This is a genomic window from Schaalia radingae (assembly GCF_900106055.1).
In the GTDB taxonomy this organism is placed as follows: Bacteria; Actinomycetota; Actinomycetes; order Actinomycetales; family Actinomycetaceae; genus Pauljensenia; species Pauljensenia radingae_A.
This window is the reverse complement of sequence record NZ_LT629792.1, coordinates 471,674-496,613: the sequence shown is the minus strand read 5'-3', so window position 1 is coordinate 496,613 and position 24,940 is coordinate 471,674. Positions and strand designations below refer to the sequence as shown.

The following is a 24,940-nucleotide window of genomic DNA, read 5'->3' as shown; positions in this document are numbered from 1 at the left end:
TGTGCACCCTCGGCACCGATATGGGAATACCTTGAAGTAAAAATAACCAAATAATGGAAAGGTAGTCGGCAAAGTCTTCCGCGTCTGCCACAATTTTTCCATGACCGATTTAGATCTTTCTCGCTTGAGTGATTCCCTGCAGTCACAGTTCCACGCGCTCCAGGAGCGCAACCCGTCAGAGCCGGAGTTCCTGCAAGCCGTTTACGAAGTGTTCCTGTCACTGGGACGCCTCGAAGGCAGCCGTCCTGACGATGATCGTTACTCCATCATCACGCGCCTGTGCGAACCTGAACGCCAGATCATGTTCCGCGTTCCGTGGGTAGATGATGACAACAACGTGCGCGTCAATCGCGGCTACCGCGTTGAGTTCAACTCGGCGCTTGGCCCCTACAAGGGTGGCCTGCGTTTCCACCCCTCCGTCAACCTGTCGATCATCAAGTTCCTCGGCTTCGAGCAGATCTTCAAGAACTCTCTGACCGGCCTGGGAATCGGCGGCGGCAAGGGCGGTTCCGACTTCGACCCCAAAGGCAAGTCAGACGGCGAAATCATGCGTTTCTGCCAGTCCTTCATGACTGAGCTGTACCGCCACATCGGTGAAAACACCGACGTTCCCGCAGGCGACATTGGCGTGGGCGGGCGCGAAATCGGCTACCTGTTCGGACAGTACAAGCGCATCACGAACCGTTACGACGCGGGCGTGCTGACCGGCAAGGGCATCACCTGGGGAGGCTCCGAGGTGCGCACCGAAGCAACGGGTTACGGCCTGGTGTACTTCACTGACGAGATGTTCAAGGCGCAGGGCGAATCCCTCGACTCCAAGCGCGTGACGGTGTCCGGTTCCGGGAACGTCGCACTGTATGCCATCCAGAAGGCGCAACAGCTTGGCGCTCACGTGGTAACCGCTTCCGATTCGTCCGGTTACGTGCTGGACGAGGACGGCATCGACTTCGAACTGCTCCAACAGATCAAAGAGGTCGAGCGCGGTCGCATCAAGGAGTATGCCGATCAGCGTCCTTCCGCAAAGTTCGTTGAAGGTGCAAAGCCGTGGGAGGTCGCCTGTGATGTGGCACTTCCGTGCGCGACGCAAAACGAATTGGACGAGGCGAACGCACGCCAGCTCATTGACAACGGTGTGTGTCTTGTTGCTGAGGGTGCGAACATGCCGACCACACCGGAAGCAACCGACCTGTTCCACGACAACCACGTCCTGTTTGCTCCTGGTAAGGCGTCGAACGCCGGTGGCGTGGCGACCTCGGCTCTGGAGATGGAGCAGAACGCTGCTCGTCATCCATGGACCTTTGAGCATGCCGACAACCGTCTCCACGAGATCATGGCGACCATTCACGACAACTGCTTGAGCGCTGCCAATGAGTACGGCGCGGAAGCTGATTACCAGACTGGCGCGAACTTGGCTGGCTACCTGAAGGTGGCTGACGCCATGCTGGCGATGGGTGTCATCTGATTGACTCATCACGAGTAATCTGACAGGCGCCGCAGCGGATACCACTGCTGCGGCGCCTGTATGTTCAGACCGTGCGCGCCGATGAGGACTGCGTCATGGTGGGCGCGGCAACGCCTTGCAGAACGGGCGGCAGCAACGGCAATGTGGCCTGAGTGCGCACAGTGACCTGAATGACGTTTTCTCCGACCGTCAGATCCGTTATGTCTACGCCCTGCCCCACTGCGCATGTGGTCGTTAACAGGCGCTCCAGGGTTCTGAAGGCTTCCTGCCTCGCCCCGCTTTCAGATGGCGCTGCGAGTTCGGCGCCACCTTCGCCGTAGTAGTTCTCCGCAGACAGTACTGCTGCGCCTGCTGCAGAGATTCGATCAGCGCAGCTCAGGAGCGCACGTTGTTGAAGGTGAACGGACGTGATAACCACGCCGACTGCTACGGCCAGCAACGCCACTGTGACCAGCCCGATGAGCAAAACAGTGATCCGGCCGTCCTCGCTGTGCGGCTGATGCGCAGCGCTCCGGTATCGGTTCCTATTCAATGCGCACCCCCTCGATGACTGCCTGCGTCGTCGAGGAGACGGGGAAAACTCCGCGAGCGCCGATCCACGATGGGATCAAGGGCAGCGGAACAGTTGTGGAGACCGTGACCGTCAGAAGGGCGCCGCTGGTGGAACATGACGGGTCGCAGCGCGTCGTGACTGATTCTGGAGCGGGCAGCCCAAAATCTGCGAAGGTGACGTGCGCCTGCTGTGATGCAAATTCAGTGCGCTGCGGATCCGCCGACAGGAGCCGTGCGGCTTCACGGGAGGCTGATTCACTTGCGAACGCTGCCGCCTGCACTGATGCAAGGGTGACAACGATGTACAGCGCGGGGATGACCAGCACAACCATCATCATGATGAATTCGACGATGGCGTTCCCGTCTTCACGTATGTCTCGCGCGGCCCTGGTGTCCCTCACGGTTCGGTTCCTTCTGCCTGGGCGGTCGGCTCACCGTCTTCCACCAGTGAGCGTCCGTGCACGGTGAGCCAGTTGGGTGGGCCCCACGTGAGGAACACAGGCATCGTTGTACGTACTGTCACGACGAGGGCGTCCTGCCCCTGCCACTGGTGGTGGGATGTCGAAATGTCACGGGGACGTCCCTGCCCCAAAGAATCATCGAGCAGGTCGCCGGTTCGCTGGATGGCATCTGCGTCGACCGCGCCAACCAGGGCTCCTCGGCGTGCTCCCTCACTGGCGGCAGAGATCGCCAGGTTACGAGTGTGCAGGGCGAACGCGGTTTGCAGGATGATCAGGAAGACGATGACGACCAGTGTCTGCATCATGGCGTATGCAACCACCTCTGAGCCTTCTTCGCTCCAATGCGTCCGCTCCTGCGTTGTCATGGTGGCCTTACCCGAAGTTGACGGAAGACAATGCCTGTTCCAGCATGTTTTGCAGTTGCGGACCGGCGATCGCCCATATTCCGATGACGAGGGCGACGGTCATGAGCGTGATGAGGACCCATCCGGGGACGTCGCCGCGTTCCCCCTCGTCAGGCTGTGTCGGCAGGTGGATGAACCTGCCTGTCAGTGTTGCGATCCATAGGAAGAAGGTGTGCATCGGGTTTCTCTCTTTTCTGTCGGTGCGGTGGTGGTGTGGTATTGGGATATGCATGTCACGGTCCGATCTGGAGGGCAAGCAGCCCGGGGTACAGTGCGAACAGGACAGTGATGGGCAGGATCAGGAAGACGATCGGGAACAGCATGGCGATCTCTTTCCTGCCACCTTGTTCCATGAGTCGTTGCCGAGTTACTTCGCGGATGTCGCGCGCCTGGTCGTGCAGGGTCTGAGCCAGTGGCGCTCCGCGTTCGATGGCGGTAACAAGGGTCTGACACAGTCGTGACAAGTTGGGTGAATCATTGCGGGCGGCAAGGTCGGTCAGTGCCCGCGTGGTGGCACGGCCCATCCGTATCTGAGTGACCGTGTGGTTCAGTTCGCGGGCCAAGTGTGACTGGGAGATTCCCGCCACACGCGACAAGGCTGCCGGCACCGATTCACCGGCACCGATTGCCAGTGCGAGCAGCTCAGAGGCGTCAGGGACACTACTGTCCAGTTGACGCTGTCGATGCCTGGCCTGCACACTCAGGAGCTGGTCCCACAGTGCGGCCCCCGTCAATGCACCCACCGCCAGAGCACATATGAGTGACATGATTCCTGCAGGGGTGCGGTGAATCAGCGGGATGATCGCAACTGCGGCCAGGAGCATCAGGCAGGTTGCCGCAATGAACTGGTGCAGGCGAAAAGTGGCGAGCTCCCTGCCCGAGCCGAGCAGTTCCAGGCGGCGAACAACGCTGGTGGATGTGGAGCCAATTGCGTCCATTACGCGTGCGAGCCACTGCGCCGCCAGTGAACGTACCCGACTGCCCGGCATATCGGAAGGCCACGTGGTGTCCGAGCGCTGGCTCCACACGCGCACGGCGAGCAGATTGTTGCGGGCACGGATGGCAATCGCCAGCTGCCATATTCCAATACCCAGAGTCATCCCTATCGCGACAGCCGCCCACGTCATCCCATTCATCGCAGGGTCCGCCGTTCCGTTTCCAGTTTGCCGATCTGCTTCATTACGAAGTACGCGACGACCGAGACCAGTGCCCCCACACTGAGGATCACCACGCCTTGTGGAGTGGAAAACGCGCTGGCGGCCTGGGCCTGTGCGGAGATCAACACCAGCACGATCCACGGGGCTGCCACTCCCAGCCTGGCTGCGTTAACTGTCCATGACTGCCGCGCTTCGAGTTCTCCGCGGATGCGTGCATCTTCACGCAGCATGACTCCCAGGTCTCGCAGCAGGACCGCCAGATCTGATCCGCCGACATCGCGTGCCAGGCGTAACGCTTCGATAATGCGGTCTGCCACCGGGTCGGCGAGCCGGTTTTTCAGTCCCGTCAGCGCATGGTCGAATCTGCCGTCAGCGCGGTACTCCGTACTGAACGTGAGGAAATAGGGACGCAAGACTCGCGGTCCGCGCTCACCGCAGTCGATGAGCAGTTCGGGCAGGGAAGCACCCGATCGGATACCTGCCACCAGTTGATCCACCACATCAGGCCACGCCACTCGAGTCTGCCTGGTCACGCGCGCAGCGCGACCCACGATCACCATGGTGGGAACGGGTGCGATCATCAGTGCGACCACGATGGCCACGGTCCATGTGCGTGTGTAGGCCAGCACGCCCAGGAAGACACCACTCATAATCGCCAGCGTGACCAGGACGTGCGTACTGCGGGTCAGGGAGGAAATTCCGGACCTGATCAGTGTGTCGTTCCACGCCTGCCACCAGTTCGGTGACCACCTCGGCAATCGGGGTGTGCCGACGAAGGCCAGGAGGATGCAGTTCACACCGATCCCCAGGACGATTCCGATCAGTGTGGCGCTCATGACGGCCCACCCGTCAGCAGGGCACTCAGATCATGGTGGGCCAGAGCGAAGCGTTCATGCGCGTCAAGTGCGCCTCGGCCTCGCACCCACGTGGCACCGTCATAGCGCCACAGGTCTGCTGATTCGATGCGCATCTCCTCGACCCGGCCGGGCACGGCGAGCACCTCGGACACAACGCGTGTGCCGTCGTGGTTGCGTTCAACGTGGCACACGATGTCAACGCTGTGCGCAAGCGTGGGGACAACGAACTGAGGGGTGACGTTTTCGCCGGCGAGCAAGGGGAGCATGGACAGTTTCGACAGTGCTTCGCGGGCCGAGTTGGCATGCACGGTCGCCATTCCTGGAACACCCGCGTTGAGTGCGAGCAGCAGGTCGAGCGCTTCTGGACCGCGCACCTCTCCGACGATGAGCGTTTCGGGGCGCATTCGCAGTGATTCACGCACCAGGTCACGCAGCGTGATTTCGCCTGTGCCTTCCATCGAGCTGGGGCGTGTCTGCATCGCAATGCAGTCGCGAGCCGGCAATGCGAGTTCGAAAACTTCTTCACAACTGATGACGCGGCGCGCGCCCGGGATTTCTCCGCATAGTGCGCGCAGGAGTGTTGTCTTTCCTGCCTGGGTGGCGCCCGACACGACGATGGATAAGCCACTGTCCACGGCGGCGGAAAGGAATTCAGCAACATAGTCGGGCAGCATGGCCACATTGACGAGGTCGCGCAGCGAGCGAGCACGTTGAATGTGTTTGCGAATGTTGACTGACCAGTGCTGGCCGGTCACGGGAGGGATCACGACGTGCAGGCGTTCCCCGCCGGCCAGCATTGCATCCACGAAGGGTGCTGACAGGTCAAGGCGCCGGCCCGAATGGTGCAGCATTCGTTCCACGAGGTCTCGCACCTGCTGGTCGGACAGGATCAATGTGGTCAGCTCGGGTTGGCCGTTTCGCGCGATGAAGATGCGCGAGGGGTCGTTGATCCACACTTCTTCAACCTCTGGATCGTCCAGATACCGCTGGAGGGGGCCAAAGCCGATAACCTCGGCCAGCAGGTTTTCTGTGTGCTCGTGGATTTCGTCGGGGGTGAGCGGCCCGAGCATCTGCGTGACGGTTTCCTCGGCCAGCTGCCGGGCGCGTTGGGTGTGCGCGAAAGGGTCGATGCCGCGGGATGCGAGTGCGCTGCGCAGCTGTGTGGCTGTATCGGGCGTGCTCGCCATCGTGCCGTTCCTTTCGCGTTGCAGTGGGCTGTCCTTGTGATTACTGTCACCGAACGTAGCAAAGTAGCATCCTGATGGGAACCCTTTCTACTGAACTGTGGATAACTTCGGGTGGGGGTTTGGGTACCGGTGAGCGTTCGGTGCGCCAGTGACCTGCAGTTTTTCCCAAACGGGGCGTGAAACACCATTAATGAAGCGGCTCGAAGTGTGGACAGGCCATGTACCGTAAGAGGGTGAGTACACCACGAACACCTCTTGAATTGGCTGCGTTGGCGACCGCGGCGGTACCCGGCCTTTCTGTTGCGGCTTTACGTGAGCCTCAATTCAGTGACGAGGTTGTCTCCATGACCGGCATTGTCGATGATCAGGGGAACCGCTGGACCGTGGTGTGTCCGCATGAAGATGTGGGCGGTGTGGATTTGAGGGCACAGTGGGCGGTCCTTGCCCGTCTGGCGTCTGCTCACGATGCGGGTGAGGTCGGTTTTGATGTGCCGCGTCCTGCTGGTATTGCCCGCACCCGCGAGGGCGTGTCGGTGATGGTGCATCAGGATCTTGCGGGCCGTTTCATGGGTGATGAGGACTTCGATCAGTCGGGTATTTTGCCGGCCTCGCTGGCCCGATCAATCGCCAGCTTGCATAACCTGCCTGTCTCAACGTATTCGGATGTGAATGTTCCGCAGTATTCGGCCTCTGAGTGCCGTGACCGCCACCGTGCTGTCCTCCAGGAAGTATTGGCAGCTGTGACGGTTCCTGCGAATCTTGTGCGCCGCTGGCGAGCTGCCTTAGATGATGACGCTTTGTGGCGTTTCCGCCCGTGCCCTGTTCACGGCGATCTGCATGTGCAGTCGGTGAAGGTCGCAGATGGGATCGTGCTGTCCATCAGTGGTTTTTCCTCTGCGCACGTGGGTGATCCGGCGATCGACGTGGCGTGGATTTTGTCTCAGGCGTCTGATGGTTTCCTTGAAACGTTCCAGTCGTCGTATTCGATGACGAGGATGGCGACGGACTTGCACCTGGTGACGCGCGCTCAGTTGCTGTCTGAATTGGCAATCGTGCGCTGGCTGTCTCACGGGCTTCATGCCGAGGACAAGGAGATCGTTCGCGACGCGTCGCAGATGTTGACGGATGTGTCGCTCGACGTGGGCGATGACCTGCTGACGGAGCATGAGCTCGCGCCTGAACCCAAGGATGAGAATGCCCCCGCGGATGAACCTGAGCCTGCCGCAGAGCCCGCCGCGCCAACCTGGACTGCTTCGCCTGAGAACGTGACGGAGCCGGTGTCGATGGACGAGGTGGAGTCCGTCATTGACCGGCATGCCGATGGTGATCCGACTCGCACTCCCCCACAGTTTTCCTGAAGCGACGCGCAGGCGCGCTCTATGCTGGCGACTGCGTGAACACTGCCTGCAACGCGGTTTCCAGGTCGTTGATCGGTGAGTCATATTCGCGCACGATTGCGTCCAGAGCTTCCCTGGAATACATGCGCTGATCTGCTGGAACGGAAGGATTACCACCCAGGTAGACGATGCGGGCATGAATGTCGTCCGGGTCTGTTCCGCTTCGCTGCGCCCATGCGGCGGTGTAGAGGCGCAACTGAGTCAGATGCGCCTGCGCGGTGAGCGCTCCGCTTGGATTGCGCGTCGGGGCGCGACCTGTTTTCCAGTCGATGATCACTGTCCGGCCGTCGGCATCCTCGAACACAGCGTCGAAGCGGCCGGGAATACTCAAGGAGCCGATCCGCACCGAAAAGGGTTCTTCTACCGCGATCGGCTTTCCTGTATTGACAATGGGGAGGGTGTTGAAAATGCCTTTCATTGCGTCAAAGCGCCTGTGTTGCGCCGAGCTAAGCGTTTCTTCGCCGGGAATGTGCTCATCCCACAGTTCACCTGAGACCATGCGCAGCTGGCGTTCGACCCATGAGTGGAACAGTGTCCCCAGGGTCGCGGCGTCGCTGGGTTCGCGCGGTATGGGCCGACGCAAGTCGCGCGCATACTCATCTGGACTGCTCAGCAGTCGTGTCACCGAGGTTGCCGGAATGCGGCTCAGTGGCACAACAAGCGCATCGTCGTGTTTGCGCAGCAGATGCTCGTCGAGAAGGACGCGCGTATCGGCGGCCAGCGGGTGCGGGGTGCGCGCCAGATGCGTGTCACCATCGGTCGCCTCACCGCTATGCCGTGTCATCGCATCCTGCACTGCGTGAGCCACCTGCGTCATGCGTTGGCGCGATACGTCAGGAGGTGCCGGAAAGAGCGGTGAGTCTTGCGCGGCCAGGAGCTGTGCGACTTCTTCAGGTTCAGGTTGAGGCGCGATCGCACGTTCAGGGTCAGCAGCCGTCAGCCCAGCTTCAAGTGGTTCCATCAGATAGCGCGAGGGAAAGTGCAATTTCGCTGACGATGCCACCCATGCACCGGTCAGCAGCATGTGATGGCGTGCCCTGGTCAATGCGACGTATGCGAGACGGCGCTCTTCGCGCTCCGTCTGGCAGCCCATTTCAGGCCGATAGGTCTGCGAAATCCAGTTGTTGAACGCTGACTGAGGTGTTCGCCCCTCCCCTTCACCGATCGTCAAGGCCGGTAGGTAGTCGGCATCGCCTCGCAACGGGTAGGGAATCTCGCTGCTTCGCTCCAACCATCCGCTCGCTCCGGGCGGGTCATCGCGCCACGTCACTGAGTTCGAGCGGTGAGAAGGGAAAATCCCATCCCCCAGTCCGTAGACAACCACACTGTCCCATTCCAGACCTTTCGCCCCGTGGATGGTGAGAATCTGCACCGCATCGGGATCCGGGTCGGTGTGCGGCCCGGCAAGGCCACGTTCTTCCTGTTCGGCCACATCCAGCCACGCAAGGAATGCGCGCATCGACGGATCAGGGGCATCTTTCTCAAAGTTTCGGGCCACATCCACGAACGTATCCAGCGCTTCGCGTCCGTCGTTGGGCATGGGGTCGGCAATAGCATCGGTTGCCACTCCCAGTATCGAGATGGCACGTTCCACCTGATCTGTCACCGGATGCCCGGACCATTCACGGATGGCACGCAGTTTGCTGGACAGGACCTCGACGCGCGCCACTGCTGCTGCAGAGATCGCAGGAGAAGCATCATCGCCGCGCCAGTGCACGGGCGGAGGCGTATCGAGAGCGTCGAGAAGGTAGGTCAGGGGATGGTCTCCCGGCGTACGCGTATTTCGTGCCCTGGCCCACTTGCCGAGCACCTGCAGATCCGAGGCTCCCAGGTCGAGGTTCGTCACCAGCCGCAGTGCTGCAGGCGAATCGCTCACGTCAACACTCAATCGCAATGCTGCCCGCACATCTGCGACCGCAGGTTGTTGAAGCAGTCCTCCTAAACCAATTACCTGGGTAGGAATGTCATGTGCTCGAAGTGTTTTTTCCACTGCAATAAAATCGGAGGTTCGCCTGCACAGCACCGCCGCGCTTGACCATCTGGAGCCTCGGCGCTGGCGGTGCTTCACGAGGAAGCGGGCCGCTGTTTCGGCCTGGTCCTGGGTGCTGGTCTCGAAGGCGACGTCCACAACTCCGTCATGGGCGCGCTCGCGCGCAGCCTGAACCGCCTGTTCGAGGCGCTGCTGTTCAGCAACGGGAGCCGCTTCGCGTCGCGCGCGCTCCAAGTCAGCAGTCAGTGTTTGTTCGAGCGTTTTGAGCTGCGGTATGTCGGAATCCTCACGCAGCGGCCTGGACACGTGGTTGGCGACATCGAGAATCATGCGGTCGTTTCGGAACGCTGTCGAGAGGTACTGTGTTTGCTCGACGTGAGGCGTATCCGAACAGAAGCGGTCCAGGAATGATTTCAGCGATCCGGCTGAGGCACCACGCCACGAGTAGATGGACTGGTTGGGATCCCCTACCGCTGTCACTGGGTGATCGTGGAACAGTGCCGCCAGAAACTTCATCTGGATGACGGAGGTGTCCTGAAATTCGTCCAGAAACACGGCGTGATAGTCGGCTCTCAATTGGTCGCGCACAGCGGGCGCGCTGTGGGCGAGCCGGTTGGCCAAGATCAGCAGGTCGGAAAAGTCGACGACTCGTTCACTGCGTTTGCGTTCAGAGAAGGCGTCGATCAGGTCAAGGAGGCGCAGCCGCAGGTCGTTGGTGTCCACCATGCTCTTGAGTACGCCGGTCGGCTTGCCAATTTCCCGCAGCGCCGTTCCGAATTCGTCGAGGAATACGCGCATCTCATCAATGCTCATTGCGTGTTCAGCGATTTGGCCGGCAAGACCCAGTGCGCTGTCCACAAGGCTGGATACGCTCTTGTCGCTTCCCAGATCGTGTGGCCACATCTCAACGATGTCGGTCATCATCTGGACTGCGCCTGCCTGTCCGATCAGACGCTGGTTCGGGTCGATACCCAGACGCATCCCGTGGTCGTGGACGATTTGCTGTGCGAAGGAGTGGTATGTCATACATACCGGATCCTCAGTGGTGATGATGCCGTCGCAGTGCTGGCTCAGTGTGCTCAGGCGCGCTCGAAGCCGCTGACCGAGTTCAGCGGCTGCTTTGCGTGAGAAGGTCAATCCGAGGATCTGGTCGGGGGATAGTCCTCGCGCGGCGACCATGTGCAGCACTCGCATCGACATGGTCTCGGTCTTGCCTGACCCAGCGCCGGCAACAACGAGGAGCGGCTCCATGTCAGCTTCAATGACGCGTTGTTGTTCGGCGGTGGGAACCGGCAGGCCTGTCAGTTCCGCGATGCGCCGGGCTGTCATCTCAGGATGGGTCAGCGTCTGCGTAGTCATGGAAGTGTCCTCCGTCCTTCATCTTTGGCAGGGCAACTCTGAGCGAAACGGCAAAAGCGGCATGCATCTTCTGACGGTGTTGCCGGATAGTGCGGGCCGCGCGCCATCTGTCCCCACTGCTTCATCTGGTCGCACCATTGAGTGAACTGTTCGGAGTCCATTGCTGACTGTTCGCGCGTCGCGACGTTTTTCGTTCCGAGGTACACCAGGCGCGCTCCAGTCATTTCATATCCTGCGGCTGTCAATGCCACCTGGTAGGACGCGAGCTGAGGATGTTCCTGAGCCGCGGTCTTTGATACGGCGCTCTTGCCTGTTTTCAGGTCCGCCACGCGTACCTTCCCGTCCACATGCTCAATCCGGTCGATGCGCCCGCTCACGATGACATCACCGATGGTGGCGTGAATGGATTGTTCGACCTCTACCGGACCGGGCACTCCCTCCATATACGCGGCAAGGTTCTCGATGATGTGCTCAGCCTGCGCGATCTGCTGGCGTCCTGCCAGTGTGTTCGCATCGAAGTCCAGCAGGTCATATGCGGCGCGCAACTCGCTCATCATGACATCGAGTGGTCCATGCGGGTGACGCTGAGCAATGGCATGGATGAGGGAGCCCAATTCCTGGGCGGCACCCGGCGCCTGGTCAGCGCCGATCGACGTGAAGAACCATTTGAGCGGGCAATCGCGGATGTCCTGGATTTTCGAGGGTGACAGGCGCACCGTTTTCGAGCCGGTAACCTCAGAGGTCGTCACCCCGCCTGTCCCCATCCAGTAGCGCGGGTTCGCATAGCTGATGCCGCTGCGTGCCAGCACCGCAAGCAGTTCGATGGCCTGTTCGCTCTCTTTTCCACCCTGAGCTGCAAGATGGCGCAGGTGCGCGACGTGACCAGCCATGTTCAGGGGCGCAGGTACGCGTTCAACAATCAAGTCTCCATCTTCGGTGCGCGGTGCGTGACTGTATCGCGCAATCAGGTCCACGAACGACGAGGGAGCTTCGTCCTCATTCAGCACGGCATAAACCTGCACGCCTCGCGTAGCTCTGGACAAAGCGGCGGCGAACAGACGGCGTTCATCTTCCATGATCTGGTGGCGCGCCAACCGCGTGGAGGGATCAGGGTCAGCCTGCCCGATCAGGTCGGAACGCAGCACTCGGTCACGCACCGTCATGTTGGGCCACTGACCGTCCTGCACGCCCACGATGTGCACGAGCTTCCATTCGCGCCCCATCGCGGCTGCCGGTGTCAGTACTTCGATTCCTCGAGGACGAATCCCTGCCTGCGCGATCGTATCGGTTGGTACGTCATCACCGAGCAGCTGCTGCGCGAAAGCTCCTGCCCGTGCGCCTGGCTCACGCTGCTCGTAGACATCGGCAACTTTGAACAGTGCCAGGACCGCGTCGAGCTGATCGTCGTACCATGCAGCATCCGTGCCTCCAGCAATGGCGCCATTGCGCCATCGGGTCGCCACTGAGTGCTCCTCACCCAGTTCGCTGCTGCTGTTCCACAGGCGCCACAGTGCCACGCCGGGTGTCAGTTGTGCGGCATCTTGGGCCGCTTTCCACATCAGGTGAGCTGTGAGCAGTTCACCCCTGATGCGCGACACGGCCTCCTGCGCTGCTTCGTCGTCATTCTTAAGCGTGTCGAGGATCTGCGGCGAGGTGATGAGCTCAGCGATGCTCACCTCCTGGACGCGGACATCAGTGTCGTCGCCATCATCTGCACTGCCTGCACCTTCGTCCCGGCGCTGCCGGTTCAGCGCTCGCAGAACTAGCGACACGTCAAGAGGATCGACCTGGATGTAGGGCGAGTCAAACAGGTGTGTCAGCAAGGCCTCCGCATCCTCCGCCTCGGCACAGATCAGCTCAAGCAGAATCCGGGTTGCTGGCTCTGCGGAAAATGTGAAGACACGCTGGCCACCGGCAACGGGGACCGAGCCTTGCATCAGCTGGCGCCGGACCTGTTCAACGATGCTGCTGGAGCGCGCAATGATGACCTGGTCCGCCCAGTCCACCCCCTCATGCAGAAAAGCATGGCGCACGGCCCGCGCGCACTGCGCTCCCATCTGAGCATCAGTTGCAACGACGTGCAGATGCACATCATCTGTCGCCGGCGTATCGTCTGCCTGCCCATCCGATACACCCAATGCCTGAGCTTCTGTCAATCGGTGCGCAGCCGAGGCCTGCACGCCGATTCGTTCAACTGCGTCGTAGACCATGTGGCGCAGTACAGGTGTGCCGCGCCGGTTGGCACCCAGCTGCATCAGGGGAACGCCCAGGCGGCGCGCCAGGCGCGCATCCAGGTGGGGTTCGCCCCCTCGGTAAGACGCCACAGCAACATCGGGAGCGGCAAATGCCACGATCCTGGTGCCACTGCGTGCACACGCGCTGAGCAGTTCAACAGTCGAGGGGGTGCAGTCCTGCAGATCATCCACCACGATCACATCAGGTATGGGCGCATCTGTACTCACCCCCACGCGCGCGGCATCACGATCCCACCCATCGATCACCTGAGCCGCCACACGCTGTATGCGCGACATGTCAGCCAGCATTGTGCCGCGCGTTTCCACAGCGAAGTCGGGGCCCCCCTCGTACACCTGCAGAAGCTGCCCGCACGCCACCCACTCGTCTGCACCGCGCTCACGTCCAATTCGTTCCAGTTCCTCACCGCTGATACCTGCTTCACCGGCGCGAGCGAAAAGGTTGCGTACTTCCATGCGGAAGGCCGCCATGTCACGCATCTGTTCAGGCAGGAATTCCGGCCAGTTAATGCCGGGACGCGTCATCAGGTCCGCTATGAGTTGATCTTCTGCCGCTCCGGTGACCAGTTGAACGGGACCGAGTGGATCCGCGCGCACGGTGCGCCACGTGGAGACAACCTGATAGGCGCAGCCGGCCGGCGTTCGCACGGGGCGAACAGTGTGCGGTGCGAGCGCTTCCACACGGGGTTGAAGCCAGTCCGCCCGGTTGCGATCCGGCACGAGCATCATCACGTTGTCTGACCTGTTCACAGCCTGTTGGACAACAGCCAGTGCGCACGTCGTCCGCCCCGATCCAGGCATGGAGCGCACCACAGCATGCTGCCCTGCGGCAACCGCATCGCATACTGCGCGTTGATACTGATCCAGCTGAGGAACAGCAACGTGAACTGGCTGTTCAAGCGCGATAATCGGAGTCGTGGTGATGTCCATGTCCCAATAGTGACATCCTGCACGTGCATTTGCGTTCGATCCGGTACGTGAGGTGCAGCGTTGCTAGGGTGAGAATCAGGATATGGCCGGCTCGAAAGGGAGATTCACATGAAAATAGCAATCGGAGTGCAAGGCGCTGCCCGCGAACTTCAACTTGACGTGGACATGGACGAGGAAGACCTGGTCGCCCTCGTCAAGCAGACAGCCGCAGACTCGACCGCCCTCGACCTGTCTGACCGGCGGGGACAGCGCATCATCGTACCGGCAGCATCCCTGGCATACGTGTCGATCGCCTCAGAACAGCCTCGCCGAGTGGGCTTCGCCGTCAGCTAGAGATGAACCACCTCAGGGCTTGAGGTTAATGCGCTCCATGCGCTCACCGTGACGCCGGGTGACCTCGGCGGAAATGGCATCAGCCGTGTCGCCGTCTTTCGCCAAATTCGGATGCGTGAACAGCGTGGCGCGAGCCAGACCGAGCACCTCGCCCGCCACGCGCCTGGCCCACAAGGACAACCGTGCGGCCAGCTGCCCGTCCTGCGCAGTCAGCGGCGCGAGGTGTTCTTCCACCCACGCGCCCTGACCCAGATCCCACGACTCCGACACGTCATCAAACAGCTTGTGGCACACGGCGACTTCGCGCATCAGGTCACTCAGGATACCCAGCGTGACGTACGTTTTGACGGAGCGTTCCCACCACTGACTGGGCCGGGTGCGCATGTCAATGTCGTCAAACATGCCTGAATACTCGTCGGCAAGCTCGGCCAGATCCAGCCCGCGGTGACGCGCCCAGACTCCCATCTGTGTGAAGAACTGGAACGCGCGATCCGCCATTTCCATGTGAGCGATATGGGCGTCGATGGTGGGCGCCTGGTCACCGTCCTTGGCCAGACGGGTCATGGCCGCCAGCGCGCCGTACGCGAAAAAACCGAGCGCTTCACTGGTGGCGTGTGAAGGAGTTTCGTAGACACGTTGCATGGCTCCAGCCTAGCGCGATCACAGCCGTGGGACGTGATAACCCTCACCGCCTGCACATTCATACGGCCGACACGGATATCATGGAGACGAACATACGGTTGACCGGTCGCTTTGACTCAACACGACACCGTCAGATACCGACTGAACCGCGGAGCTTTCACCTTGGTGAAATCTTTGCCGCGTCCGTGCACATTCAACGTCGCCCGACATGAGGCGTGTATGTGCCCAGTGATAATGCGCGATCGGCTTCCCCTCGTGTGTGAGTGCATCGCATTCACACCTGACCTCGGGCAACGTCCCGAAGATGGAGATAGCAGGATCGTGACTGATTCCTTGACAGATAACGAAGCGCAGCCTCAGGACGAGTCACCCTCGTCAGTGACCTACTCAGCCGGGGTGGTGCGCCTGGGTGACATTGCCGACGGAACATTCGACGCTCACGCCGGCGAAGCAGTCCCGGACATCACTGACGAGGACGGCTCCACGTCGCACCTCGATGAACGCTCATTCGCAGATTTCGGCGTGTGCGATCCGATCGTGCAGGCGTTGGAGGAGCGTTCCATTACCCACCCGTTCCCGATTCAGGCACTCACCTTGCCGGTGGCGCTGGACGGGCATGACATCATCGGCCAGGCGAAAACCGGTACCGGCAAGACGCTGGGTTTTGGGATCCCACTGCTTCAGGAGCTGGTGGTGCCCTCGAGCCCAGCGTATGCGGATCTGCTCAATCCCGACTGCCCGCAGGCACTGGTTGTGCTCCCCACGCGCGAGCTGTCCAAGCAGGTGGCGGCTGATCTGCGCGTCGCCGGATCGAAACTGGGTGTGCGCATCACGGAGATTTATGGTGGCGTAGCGTTCGAGCCGCAGATCGATTCGCTGGAACGCGGCACTGACGTCGTTGTGGGAACTCCTGGTCGTCTGATCGACCTGCTCAAGCGGCGCGTGCTCAAGCTCAACGGCGTGAAGACAGTGGTCCTTGACGAAGCCGACGAGATGCTGGATCTGGGCTTTTTGCCCGATGTGGAAACTTTGCTGGCACGCGTTCCGGCTACGCGCCACACGATGCTGTTCTCAGCGACGATGCCTGGCCCGGTAGTGGCGCTGGCTCGCCGCTTCATGTCCCAGCCGACCCACATCCGCGCGCAGGACCCGGAGGATCAGGGCGCCACGGTGCGCACAGTCAAGCAGGTCATTTACCGCGTGCACGCGATGAACAAGGTGGAAGTCATCAGCCGTATTCTGCAGGCACGAGGGCGAGGCCGCACCATTATTTTCTGCCGCACCAAGAGGACGGCAGCGCGCCTGGGCGAGGATCTGACGCATCGCGGTTTTGCTGTTGGTTCGCTGCACGGTGACCTGGGTCAGGGTGCGCGCGAGCGGGCAATGCGGGCGTTCCGTAACGGCAAGATCGACGTGCTGGTGGCCACCGACGTGGCGGCACGCGGCATCGACGTTGACGACGTGACACATGTGGTCAACTACCAGTGCCCTGAAGACGAGAAAATCTACCTGCATCGCATTGGACGCACCGGCCGTGCAGGCGCATCCGGCACCGCTGTCACGTTCGTGGACTGGGATGATGTGCCGCGCTGGTCACTGATCTCGAAAGCGTTGGGGCTGGGCGTGCCAGACCCCCTTGAGACGTACCACACGTCGGATCACTTGTACACGGATTTGGATATCCCGACCGATGTCACCGACCGTTTGCCGCGTTCACAGCGCACGCGCGCGGGTCTGCAAGCCGAGAAGGTGGAGGATCTGGGAGAAACCGGTCGCGGGCATCACGGTCCGAGACGCGGATCAGGGCGTGGTTCGGGTCGAGGATCCGGGCGTCGAGGTGGTGGGCGTCGCTCCTCTGGCCGCCGTAAGGGCGCAGCGTCGCAGGACGGTGGATCTGAGGAGACACCGCGTCGTCAACGTACGCGTGTGCGTCGCCGCAAGAGTGACTCTGGATCTGCCAAGGGTGAGGGCACTCAGGGCACTCGCCGCCGTGTACGCCGCCGTTCCAGTGGTTCCGAGGCTGCTGAGTAAGTCGGCACCACCTGAAGTTTCACGCATACAGATGCCCAAGGCTGACGAATCGGCCTTGGGCATCGGTGTCAAAGTCGTCTTAGCGGGACTGGCTGGACCATCCCTTTCTCAGGCATGGCGAGGGCGCGCATCCACCCTCGAACGCCTATATCCTGCGCTGCGTGAACCTGGCTGCAAACCAGCGCGCCGTGGGTGGAACCAGCGTCAGCACTACGATGACGATCACGATTCCAAGCTGGCCCAGTTTGATCGCCCAGCGACCAAGGTGATATTCCTGCAGCAAGACCGCGTAGCTGAAAACGGACAGCAGCTCCCATCCGATCGTCATGATCCCTGCAACCAGCATCAGGATCCGTGTCATTCGCATGGTGACGAGGAGTGCACCGAGCAGCAGCAGGACACACAGGCCGATAATGACAAGGTCGATAACCACTGCAACCATCGTGAGATCCTCACCATTGTCTGTCATCTGCGGCCACGCTGTGAGGGCGTCCTTGATAGCTCTGACAGTGCTGAAGATGCAATAGATCAACGTGAGGATGAGCAGCGCCCACACCGTCCCTGGCCGACGATTCGGCTCCATCTGGCCACCAACAGGTCGCACCGGGTCCGACATTGGTACCTCCACATCCACGCTACACTGACCTTCATACTTTCTCACAGGCCCGCCTCCCTCGACAAGCAGACGAGGGAGGCGGGCTGCCTGGCAATCCGCTACCGAACGGATGTGCGCCGATCCGCGTGACGCCGCGCGAGGACAAGCAGCACCACTGCCAGAACAACCGCCCACAGGACGTATCCAAGCCCCAGCACCTCAGGCGATGCTGCGTCATACTGCACCAGTTTGACGAAGCTGGGCCACATTCCTTCCATGACGATGTCACCTGCCCCGGGATCTTCCATACGCACTCCGATCGGAATGAACAGCATGAACAGCGCAGCTCCGACTTCATAAACAACGTATGTGCAGAACAGGCCGAGGACCGGTGCGCCCCATCTGAGCGACCAGAGTTTTTCGTCAGAACTGATTGTGATCACCGACCATACGATCACCAGTGAGCAGACTAACTGGAGGAGCACGCTTGCGATTACCAGTATGACCGCATTGGTCCACGCCTGCTGAAGAATCTGGTCAATGACGTAGCGCGCAGGTTCGGCGCCGACGTAATACAGGACGGCAAGCAGCGTGAACACGGCGGTCACGATCAGTGACAGCACGCCGACGATAAGTGCGTACAGGAGTTTTCCACTCAAAAGTGTTGATGTGCGCACCGGAATGGTCTGCGTGAATGAGCCCTGTCGCCCATACATTGATGTCCAGTAGTTGAGGATGCATATCAGCGCCTGCACTGCAAGCAGCCCGCCGATTGCCACCACTGCGAGTACCAGGGAAATTTCCTTCAACACTGGAATTTTCAGCGCATCTGCGCCGATTGCTGTGCCCAGCAGCAATGCTGCCACGACAGGCATGACGCACAGCTGGCGCCACGTTGCTTTGGCGTCATAGCGGATAATTGTCCAGATCATCGTGCATACACCTTTCTAAACAGAGTGTCGAGGTCCGTGCCGTGTTCTTCTCGCAGATCATCAACGTGTCCCGCCAGCAGGATCTTCCCCTGGCGCATGAAGATTGCGTAGTCAATGATCGGCTCGATGTCGCGGATCAGGTGTGTGGACAGGATCATGAGGGCGTCGGGGTCAAAACCTGTTAGCACGCCGCGCATGATAATGTCGCGCGCCGCCGGGTCAACCCCTGATATCGGCTCATCCAGCAGGTGGACTTTTGCCCGTCTGGACATGGTGAGTGCCACTTGCGCCTTTTCGCGCATACCTTTTGACATCTCTCGGAAGCGTTTGTTGTGTGGCAGTTCGAAGAAATCGATCATCTCAGAAGCCTGAGCACTGTCGAAGTCATCGAAGAAGTCGGCATACATGCGGATCGCCTCATCGGCTGTCAGGCTGGTTGGCAGCGCCGATTCGTCCGGCAGGTAGGAGGTGATGGCTTTGGACTGCGGGCCGGGCGCATGGCCGTGGATGGCGACGTTCCCCTCGTAACCGGACAGTATTCCTGCCAGGATTTTCAGAAGTGTCGTTTTCCCGGACCCGTTGTCCCCCATCAGGCCAACGATCTGCCCGGGCTCAATGGCGAAAGATATATCGTTGAGCGCCGGCCATTGTCCGTATTTTTTGGTCAGGTGCGCAACCTCAATTGCGTGCGTTGTCATGAGGATCCTTTGCGTGTTTCTGTTCATTGCCGAGGGCGACTGTGTCAGGTCCATACGTATTCCACTGGGAATTGATCAGCTCAGTGATCGCGTTCTTGTCACATCCAAGTGCTTTCATCTGTGCGATGAATTCAGCTGTTATCTGGTGTGCAAGGTTGTCGCGATGCTGCTTGATCACGTCCTGGTCGTCTGTCACAAAGCGTCCGGCAGTGCGATTCGATTGTGTCAGGCCGTCCTCGTCAGCACGGGTGAGTGCTCGTTGGACGGTGTTCGGATTGACTGTGAATTCTGCGGCCAGTTCTCTGACGCTCGGTACTTTTTCTCCGGGCTTCCACTGGCCGGAAACAATACGCTGCGTAAACTCTTCGACCAGTTGGATCCAGATTGGCCGAGAATCTCCGCTCATTTGCATGTCTACCTCCCTCCATCTGTATCACTGTATTAATACAGTAACACAGTTTGGATGGGGGTGGCAATACTCGGTCTTTGAAATCCGACAGGCTCCAGATGCACACGGGTGCTGTCATACTTCGTTTATGGATGAGTTCCCCTTCAGCGTTGAGGATATTCGAGCCCGCGCAGGCGATAAGGTTTTCGACCGTGCACGCCCCTATATGCCTTTCGTGATGGATGCACATATAGAAGAGCACGGGGCCAACGCCTCTGTACGAGGCACCTCACTGTACGACGTTGATCTGCTGTGGGAAGATGACGGAACCCTGGATGGGGCGTGCAGCTGCCCGCATGGCGAGGCCGGACACTTCTGCAAACATCAATGCGCGCTCGCTCTGGTTCTACTCGAACACGGCCAATCAGTAGATTCTGGAACGCCTTCACTGCCTCGAGAACTCCTTGACACGTCAGAGCTGGCCGAAAAGCTTATCCAATCAGTCGACCACCAGCTCCTCCAGCATTACTCCAAAATGGCGGCCGCACTTCCTCCTGTCGGCCAGCTCTTCGCCACAGCGTGGAGTTTCAATTTTGGGTCCCCCGAGCAGTCTGCGGCGCTCGTACAGCAGGCGTATAGCCGGATCTTTCTCTGCTACGGGAAACCCTCCTGGGTCGACCTCGCTGCAAACAGACACGAGATAGTGTCACTCGGTCTGCAGATGAAGATGCTGATCACCGTTGGATTAACCGACGGGCTGGAACAGATCTGCCACAACGCACTTGCCGATTTCAAACGACTGGTCTTCGACGATCCACACGACGACGCTCGTGAATGGGCCGATCACCTGCAGACGATTTTCGAAGTGATGCTGGTCTGGATATGGATGGCCACGATGCCCGAAAAGGAAGCCGGCCGTAAAACAGCCCACTATTTCGTCGAGAATTACGAATGGCGGGAAGCCTCAGCTAGAGACATCATCCCTATCCTGGGCGAGGAAGCGACGGCTGCCTATCGCGACTACCTGATCGAATGCAGACATGAGAAAATCCAGGTCGAAAGCGCCGAGAACTCTCTCTTACGCGACTTGGCACTGTGCCAGGATGACATTCCCCTGCTGCGCATGTGCGCGACGCAGGGCGATCGCTTCGCTTACAGCATGTTCTTTAACGATCTACAGGCCATCGACCGGCCGGATCTGGCCGCTGACGTCGTGGCGCGCGCCCATCAGGCACACGCCATCAGCACCGACGCGACCCAAGGTTACTCGCCGTTCCTCATTCCCCTTCGCGAGGCGGTGCTGTGCTGCCTGGCAGCCAAACGCATACGCACCGCACTTGCCATCGCACGAACCGCTTTCACCTCGACGCCAAGTGTCGGGTTCCAGAATCTTTTGCTTACATGCGGCGAACAAGCGCATAAGCGCTCCCGTGTCCTCCAACAAGTCATCGAGTGGATTGCGCAGCAGCCCTGGACGGACGCAGACATACCCATTGACCTTGCGCTGGCTGAAGGTGACAGGGAACGGGCGTGGGACTATGCGAATCGCTGGGGCGTCAACGAGCGGTGGATGATGCTGGCTCTAAGCAAGGACCAGCCGCGTCCTTGCGAGGCAATCCGTCTGGCAGTTGAGCGCATTGAACGGGACAAGTGGAGCTTGGAGGAAAACTCGCCCCAACCGGTATTGAAACTACTGTGTACGTACGCCCGCCAGTGGCAGCACGACCACCCCGATCAGCCAATCATGCAGACGCTCTCCCAACAACTGCGGTATTACTACGGCACCGATGAGATGGTGAGATCAGACCACGCTGAAGACGGCGAGGACAAATACCATGAGGACGGCTTTTGCTAAGATTCGATCACCACGCGTGGATTCGCAATTCGAATACTCTTCAAGACAGCATCAGCTTCTTACGCTACTGTGCAGCATGCATCGGGCAAGATAGTTCGGAATCAGTCACCTTTCCCTTTGATAGACTTCGACTCGACCTCCTCATCGGAGGACTACAGTTGGGAATCAGTCACCTTTCCCTTTGATAGACTTCGCGGTCAGTTCGACAACAAGCCACACACGTTGGGAATCAGTCACCTTTCCCTTTGATAGACTTCGCCTCGATGAGCTCTCACACCTCGCCGAGTTGGGAATCAGTCACCTTTCCCTTTGATAGACTTCCTGGTGACGTGCTGGAGCCGCGTCCTTGGTTGGGAATCAGTCACCTTTCCCTTTGATAGACTTCGCTTGATATATCTGATACCGCCGGGGCGGTTGGGAATCAATCACCTTTCCCTTTGATAGACTTCCGGTAGCCAACGATACGCAACCCGTGTTGTTGGGAATCAGTCACCTTTCCCTTTGATAGACTTCCTCTCACCGATCTCACGAGCCACACTCAGTTGGGAATCAGTCACCTTTCCCTTTGATAGACTTCTCACTGACCACCTGGAAGCGCTCGTATCGTTGGGAATCAGTCACCTTTCCCTTTGATAGACTTCGGATTGCTGCGCGCGCGGCGAGACCTGCGTTGGGAATCAGTCACCTTTCCCTTTGATAGACTTCCACCACCCCACCGGAAGCGCGCAACTCAGTTGGGAATCAGTCACCTTTCCCTTTGATAGACTTCCGACGGGCCAGCTGGTGAGGGTTGGCAGGTTGGGAATCAGTCACCTTTCCCTTTGATAGACTTCTCGGATTTCATATAACGCTCTGCATCCTGTTGGGAATCAGTCACCTTTCCCTTTGATAGACTTCTGCGCACCGGTCTTTAGCCCGTTGAACGGTTGGGAATCAGTCACCTTTCCCTTTGATAGACTTCTTTTTCAGTAGCTGCCATGACTCGGCCGGTTGGGAATCAGTCACCTTTCCCTTTGATAGACTTCGCCACCCGAAGCGGTAGTGACATTCGCGGTTGGGAATCAGTCACCTTTCCCTTTGATAGACTTCGGGATAATGATCGGAATCGCCTGCACAAGTTGGGAATCAGTCACCTTTCCCTTTGATAGACTTCAATAAGCTCTACAATCTTGCCTAGTGCCGTTGGGAATCAGTCACCTTTCCCTTTGATAGACTTCGGCCTGTGGTGCCGCGCATCCTTACCGCGTTGGGAATCAGTCACCTTTCCCTTTGATAGACTTCGCAGCCTGCTGTGACGCGTGCGGGGCTTGTTGGGAATCAGTCACCTTTCCCTTTGATAGACTTCCAGGCCTCGACGACCAGGCAATCGCAAGGTTGGGAATCAGTCACCTTTCCCTTTGATAGACTTCCGTGACGCTTCCACTCATACGCGACCCCGTTGGGAATCAGTCACCTTTCCCTTTGATAGACTTCTGATCGGATCTTGTCGAGGTCTTGCGTGGTTGGGAATCAGTCACCTTTCCCTTTGATAGACTTCTCCATCATCTCCAACACCGTCGCATCAAGTTGGGAATCAGTCACCTTTCCCTTTGATAGACTTCTCACCCTCGCCGCGCAGATTCCCCTCGGGTTGGGAATCAGTCACCTTTCCCTTTGATAGACTTCTTGACACGCGCGCGGTAGGGAAGGCCAGGTTGGGAATCAGTCACCTTTCCCTTTGATAGACTTCTCCAGCGTGGCTAGGCGGTCGGTGATTGGTTGGGAATCAGTCACCTTTCCCTTTGATAGACTTCTATCCTCGAGCACCTGCAAGGCTGTGCGGTTGGGAATCAGTCACCTTTCCCTTTGATAGACTTCCAATCCTCAGCGTACGTCGTTTCACTTCGTTGGGAATCAGTCACCTTTCCCTTTGATAGACTTCCACTTAAACAAGTGCTTATGCTCGATTCGTTGGGAATCAGTCACCTTTCCCTTTGATAGACTTCGTTGAGCACCGGAGTGCGTGAAACAACGGTTGGGAATCAGTCACCTTTCCCTTTGATAGACTTCTGCTTCACCGTCTTTAGCTAGTTCGACTGTTGGGAATCAGTCACCTTTCCCTTTGATAGACTTCTCTAATGTCGGTTGCGGCGGCCTGTATTGTTGGGAATCAGTCACCTTTCCCTTTGATAGACTTCCAAGGGAGAGGTTTCCCGCCTATTTTTGCCGAAAAAGCAGATAATTCCGTCAGAAAATTGTTAGCTGCTCAGGTTCGTCCTCTACAGGACACTCCGTTGCAGACTGGAATCTGAAACCGCCCGACCACTGACGATCTGTAATCGGGATGACACGAACCTGCCCACCGGGCGGGAGAGCACCTTTAATAGACTTAACTGTGACCATATCGATTCCGCAAGTTGGCCAATACTTCACATACACGCTCAGCTGAACCATTGAGAAACCCCGATCTAGCAGAAAATGACGAAAATTACTGGCATCCCGTCTCTGCACCTTGGTCAAGACTGGAAGATCAAACATCACCAAGCACCACATTGGGCCATCCGCCATCAGACAATCCGCTCAATCGAACTCATGCCAGTAAGGAACATCAAATCGAGCGCCATCCCCCTCAACATAGCGGCCATAACTCTGGGCAAGCATGTCAAATGCCGTCGGAATACACGTTCCATCATCAAGAAACTTTTGTGTGGTAGCCGCCACCAGCTGCTTCCTCACACTCGGATCCGCAAGCCGCGCGCTCAAACCGATATCCCACACAGCTGCATCAATGGCGGGTCGGAACGGCTCAATCAGGTCGTCGACCAAATGAAACAGATTACCGCGTCCCCGATGAAACAGTCCAAAGGCTGGATTCAATCCCGCGCCTAAGACAGATCGGATTCCGTGCCCTCGAAGAATCGTGTACCCGTAATCCAAACACGAATTAATATTGTCCCTCCCCACGCCATATTCTCGTCGAACCCCAGAAGGAAGAAAAGACTTCCAATATATACGGGCAGCACGCGCTTCAAGGTTCTCTGGATCGCCCGAACGCACTTGACGAGAAAGAGCAACCAACTCTCCAGCGCCAGATGCTCCTTTCAATCTCAGCGTCGTCGCCTGCCCCATGATTTTTGCACGGACAATTTTAGCCCACGCGTTTTTCTTCTTAGGCAGTGATACCTCGCATTGAGCTATCTGACGCGCACCAACTCTCGAATGATTTGACCAAGGATAGGAAGCGCCGCGTGGAATTCCGCGCCAATCACAATAGAAAAGTACTGTCGCGTTATCCATTAGACGGTTCATAACGCCCGAGGAAAAATCCACTCCGGGTCCAAACAACACTACTGCAAGATCCGCACACGCTACTCGCCTGCCGTGACCACTTTCGTCAAAAACTTCAAGACCGCCGCGAACTGAACGAACCTGCCCGCGGAAACCAAGAAAATCCAGCACGCGCCATTGCCCCGACATTT

Annotated in this window: 21 protein-coding genes and 1 CRISPR repeat array; of the genes, 5 read left to right on the top strand and 16 right to left on the bottom strand. The window is 59.0% G+C overall.

The window, feature by feature from the left end; all coding sequences use genetic code 11:
* The first annotated feature begins 100 nt into the window (after positions 1-100).
* A complete protein-coding gene (gdhA, locus tag BLT69_RS02105) occupies positions 101-1,462 on the top strand; it encodes an NADP-specific glutamate dehydrogenase (protein WP_092648285.1) in 1,362 nt (453 codons plus the stop codon).
* A gap of 64 nt (positions 1,463-1,526) precedes the next feature.
* Here gdhA and BLT69_RS02100 read toward each other — a convergent pair whose 3' ends face one another.
* The 7 genes from BLT69_RS02100 to BLT69_RS02070 are packed head-to-tail and all read right to left on the bottom strand — an operon-like array spanning position 1,527 to position 6,080.
* A complete protein-coding gene (locus BLT69_RS02100; protein WP_157886314.1) occupies positions 1,527-1,994 on the bottom strand; it encodes a hypothetical protein in 468 nt (155 codons plus the stop codon).
* Entirely contained in the window at positions 1,987-2,415 is a 429-nt protein-coding gene (locus BLT69_RS02095) for a hypothetical protein (protein ID WP_092648283.1), read from the bottom strand. The genes BLT69_RS02100 and BLT69_RS02095 overlap by 8 nt, the downstream gene beginning before the upstream one ends.
* A complete protein-coding gene (locus BLT69_RS02090; RefSeq protein WP_092648282.1) occupies positions 2,412-2,840 on the bottom strand; it encodes a TadE family protein in 429 nt (142 codons plus the stop codon). The genes BLT69_RS02095 and BLT69_RS02090 overlap by 4 nt, the downstream gene beginning before the upstream one ends.
* A 7-nt stretch (positions 2,841-2,847) precedes the next feature.
* Positions 2,848-3,057, bottom strand: a complete 210-nt coding sequence (locus BLT69_RS02085; protein WP_257590377.1) for a hypothetical protein — start codon at positions 3,055-3,057, stop codon at positions 2,848-2,850.
* A 55-nt stretch (positions 3,058-3,112) separates the two neighbouring features.
* Positions 3,113-4,015 carry a type II secretion system F family protein gene (locus BLT69_RS02080; RefSeq protein ID WP_092648281.1) on the bottom strand — a complete coding sequence of 301 codons (903 nt, stop codon included), beginning with the start codon at positions 4,013-4,015 and terminating at the stop codon, positions 3,113-3,115.
* The gene (locus BLT69_RS02075; protein WP_092648280.1) at positions 4,012-4,872 is read right to left on the bottom strand and encodes a type II secretion system F family protein; all 861 of its coding nucleotides are present in this window, start codon (positions 4,870-4,872) and stop codon (positions 4,012-4,014) included. Before BLT69_RS02075 ends, BLT69_RS02080 begins: the two co-directional genes overlap by 4 nt.
* Positions 4,869-6,080: a TadA family conjugal transfer-associated ATPase gene (locus BLT69_RS02070; protein ID WP_092648279.1), complete on the bottom strand. Its 1,212-nt coding sequence runs from the start codon at positions 6,078-6,080 to the stop codon at positions 4,869-4,871. The genes BLT69_RS02075 and BLT69_RS02070 overlap by 4 nt, the downstream gene beginning before the upstream one ends.
* Positions 6,081-6,313: 233 nt before the next feature.
* Here BLT69_RS02070 and BLT69_RS02065 point away from each other — a divergent pair, with 233 nt between their 5' ends.
* Positions 6,314-7,438, top strand: coding sequence for a phosphotransferase (locus BLT69_RS02065; protein ID WP_157886313.1), 1,125 nt, complete (start codon positions 6,314-6,316; stop codon positions 7,436-7,438).
* 19 nt (positions 7,439-7,457) lie between these two features.
* Here the strand turns inward: BLT69_RS02065 and BLT69_RS02060 are convergent, their stop codons facing one another.
* Entirely contained in the window at positions 7,458-10,826 is a 3,369-nt protein-coding gene (locus tag BLT69_RS02060; protein ID WP_058236147.1) for an ATP-dependent helicase, read from the bottom strand.
* Positions 10,823-14,008, bottom strand: a complete 3,186-nt coding sequence (locus BLT69_RS02055) for a PD-(D/E)XK nuclease family protein (RefSeq protein ID WP_092648277.1) — start codon at positions 14,006-14,008, stop codon at positions 10,823-10,825. The genes BLT69_RS02060 and BLT69_RS02055 overlap by 4 nt, the downstream gene beginning before the upstream one ends.
* Before the next feature lie 108 nt (positions 14,009-14,116).
* Between BLT69_RS02055 and BLT69_RS02050 the strand changes: the two genes are divergently transcribed.
* The gene (locus tag BLT69_RS02050; RefSeq protein WP_058236149.1) at positions 14,117-14,341 is read left to right on the top strand and encodes a DUF3107 domain-containing protein; all 225 of its coding nucleotides are present in this window, start codon (positions 14,117-14,119) and stop codon (positions 14,339-14,341) included.
* 12 nt (positions 14,342-14,353) lie between these two features.
* On the opposite strand, the gene BLT69_RS02045 is transcribed toward BLT69_RS02050, so the two are convergent.
* Positions 14,354-14,983 (bottom strand): ferritin-like fold-containing protein, encoded by a 630-nt coding sequence (locus tag BLT69_RS02045; RefSeq protein ID WP_058236150.1) that lies wholly within the window; start codon positions 14,981-14,983, stop codon positions 14,354-14,356.
* Between the two features lie 234 nt (positions 14,984-15,217).
* Between BLT69_RS02045 and BLT69_RS02040 the strand changes: the two genes are divergently transcribed.
* On the top strand, positions 15,218-17,014 hold the full coding sequence (locus BLT69_RS02040; protein WP_092648276.1) for a DEAD/DEAH box helicase: 1,797 nt from the start codon (positions 15,218-15,220) through the stop codon (positions 17,012-17,014).
* Between the two features lie 145 nt (positions 17,015-17,159).
* On the opposite strand, the gene BLT69_RS02035 is transcribed toward BLT69_RS02040, so the two are convergent.
* The 4 genes from BLT69_RS02035 to BLT69_RS02020 all read right to left on the bottom strand — a co-directional run bounded on the left by BLT69_RS02035 (position 17,160) and on the right by BLT69_RS02020 (position 19,645).
* Complete coding sequence (locus BLT69_RS02035; RefSeq protein ID WP_092648275.1) at positions 17,160-17,630, bottom strand: hypothetical protein; 471 nt, start codon at positions 17,628-17,630, stop codon at positions 17,160-17,162.
* 98 nt (positions 17,631-17,728) lie between these two features.
* Entirely contained in the window at positions 17,729-18,541 is an 813-nt protein-coding gene (locus BLT69_RS02030) for a hypothetical protein (RefSeq protein WP_092648274.1), read from the bottom strand.
* Entirely contained in the window at positions 18,538-19,239 is a 702-nt protein-coding gene (locus tag BLT69_RS02025; RefSeq protein WP_092648273.1) for an ABC transporter ATP-binding protein, read from the bottom strand. Before BLT69_RS02025 ends, BLT69_RS02030 begins: the two co-directional genes overlap by 4 nt.
* A complete protein-coding gene (locus BLT69_RS02020; protein WP_092649053.1) occupies positions 19,220-19,645 on the bottom strand; it encodes a GntR family transcriptional regulator in 426 nt (141 codons plus the stop codon). Before BLT69_RS02020 ends, BLT69_RS02025 begins: the two co-directional genes overlap by 20 nt.
* Before the next feature lie 130 nt (positions 19,646-19,775).
* On the opposite strand from BLT69_RS02020, the gene BLT69_RS02015 reads away from it, so the two are divergent.
* Entirely contained in the window at positions 19,776-21,482 is a 1,707-nt protein-coding gene (locus BLT69_RS02015; protein ID WP_092648272.1) for an SWIM zinc finger family protein, read from the top strand.
* 93 nt (positions 21,483-21,575) lie between these two features.
* Positions 21,576-23,659: direct repeats of the CRISPR family, unit length 36 nt; unit sequence GTTGGGAATCAGTCACCTTTCCCTTTGATAGACTTC.
* Between the two features lie 49 nt (positions 23,660-23,708).
* Here the strand turns inward: BLT69_RS02015 and cas2 are convergent.
* Entirely contained in the window at positions 23,709-24,014 is a 306-nt protein-coding gene (gene cas2, locus BLT69_RS02010) for a CRISPR-associated endonuclease Cas2 (RefSeq protein ID WP_307876273.1), read from the bottom strand.
* Positions 24,015-24,041: 27 nt separating this feature from the next.
* Entirely contained in the window at positions 24,042-24,938 is an 897-nt protein-coding gene (gene cas1, locus BLT69_RS02005) for a type II CRISPR-associated endonuclease Cas1 (protein ID WP_092648270.1), read from the bottom strand.
* Positions 24,939-24,940 lie beyond the last annotated feature (2 nt).

Excerpts from the sequence above, each read along its gene's own strand:
- BLT69_RS02055 (WP_092648277.1), bottom strand. The coding sequence starts at position 14,008 with ATGGACATCACCACGACTCCGATTATCGCGCTTGAACAGCCAGTTCAC.
- BLT69_RS02045 (WP_058236150.1), bottom strand. The coding sequence starts at position 14,983 with ATGCAACGTGTCTACGAAACTCCTTCACACGCCACCAGTGAAGCGCTC.
- BLT69_RS02085 (WP_257590377.1), bottom strand. The coding sequence starts at position 3,057 with ATGCACACCTTCTTCCTATGGATCGCAACACTGACAGGCAGGTTCATC.
- BLT69_RS02020 (WP_092649053.1), bottom strand. The coding sequence starts at position 19,645 with ATGAGCGGAGATTCTCGGCCAATCTGGATCCAACTGGTCGAAGAGTTT.
- cas1 (WP_092648270.1), bottom strand. The coding sequence starts at position 24,938 with ATGTCGGGGCAATGGCGCGTGCTGGATTTTCTTGGTTTCCGCGGGCAG.
- BLT69_RS02060 (WP_058236147.1), bottom strand. The coding sequence starts at position 10,826 with ATGACTACGCAGACGCTGACCCATCCTGAGATGACAGCCCGGCGCATC.
- BLT69_RS02050 (WP_058236149.1), top strand. The coding sequence starts at position 14,117 with ATGAAAATAGCAATCGGAGTGCAAGGCGCTGCCCGCGAACTTCAACTT.
- BLT69_RS02015 (WP_092648272.1), top strand. The coding sequence starts at position 19,776 with ATGGATGAGTTCCCCTTCAGCGTTGAGGATATTCGAGCCCGCGCAGGC.
- BLT69_RS02075 (WP_092648280.1), bottom strand. The coding sequence starts at position 4,872 with ATGAGCGCCACACTGATCGGAATCGTCCTGGGGATCGGTGTGAACTGC.
- BLT69_RS02080 (WP_092648281.1), bottom strand. The coding sequence starts at position 4,015 with ATGAATGGGATGACGTGGGCGGCTGTCGCGATAGGGATGACTCTGGGT.
- BLT69_RS02030 (WP_092648274.1), bottom strand. The coding sequence starts at position 18,541 with ATGATCTGGACAATTATCCGCTATGACGCCAAAGCAACGTGGCGCCAG.
- BLT69_RS02035 (WP_092648275.1), bottom strand. The coding sequence starts at position 17,630 with ATGTCGGACCCGGTGCGACCTGTTGGTGGCCAGATGGAGCCGAATCGT.
- BLT69_RS02070 (WP_092648279.1), bottom strand. The coding sequence starts at position 6,080 with ATGGCGAGCACGCCCGATACAGCCACACAGCTGCGCAGCGCACTCGCA.
- BLT69_RS02040 (WP_092648276.1), top strand. The coding sequence starts at position 15,218 with ATGCGCGATCGGCTTCCCCTCGTGTGTGAGTGCATCGCATTCACACCT.
- cas2 (WP_307876273.1), bottom strand. The coding sequence starts at position 24,014 with ATGTGGTGCTTGGTGATGTTTGATCTTCCAGTCTTGACCAAGGTGCAG.
- BLT69_RS02090 (WP_092648282.1), bottom strand. The coding sequence starts at position 2,840 with ATGACAACGCAGGAGCGGACGCATTGGAGCGAAGAAGGCTCAGAGGTG.
- gdhA (WP_092648285.1), top strand. The coding sequence starts at position 101 with ATGACCGATTTAGATCTTTCTCGCTTGAGTGATTCCCTGCAGTCACAG.
- BLT69_RS02025 (WP_092648273.1), bottom strand. The coding sequence starts at position 19,239 with ATGACAACGCACGCAATTGAGGTTGCGCACCTGACCAAAAAATACGGA.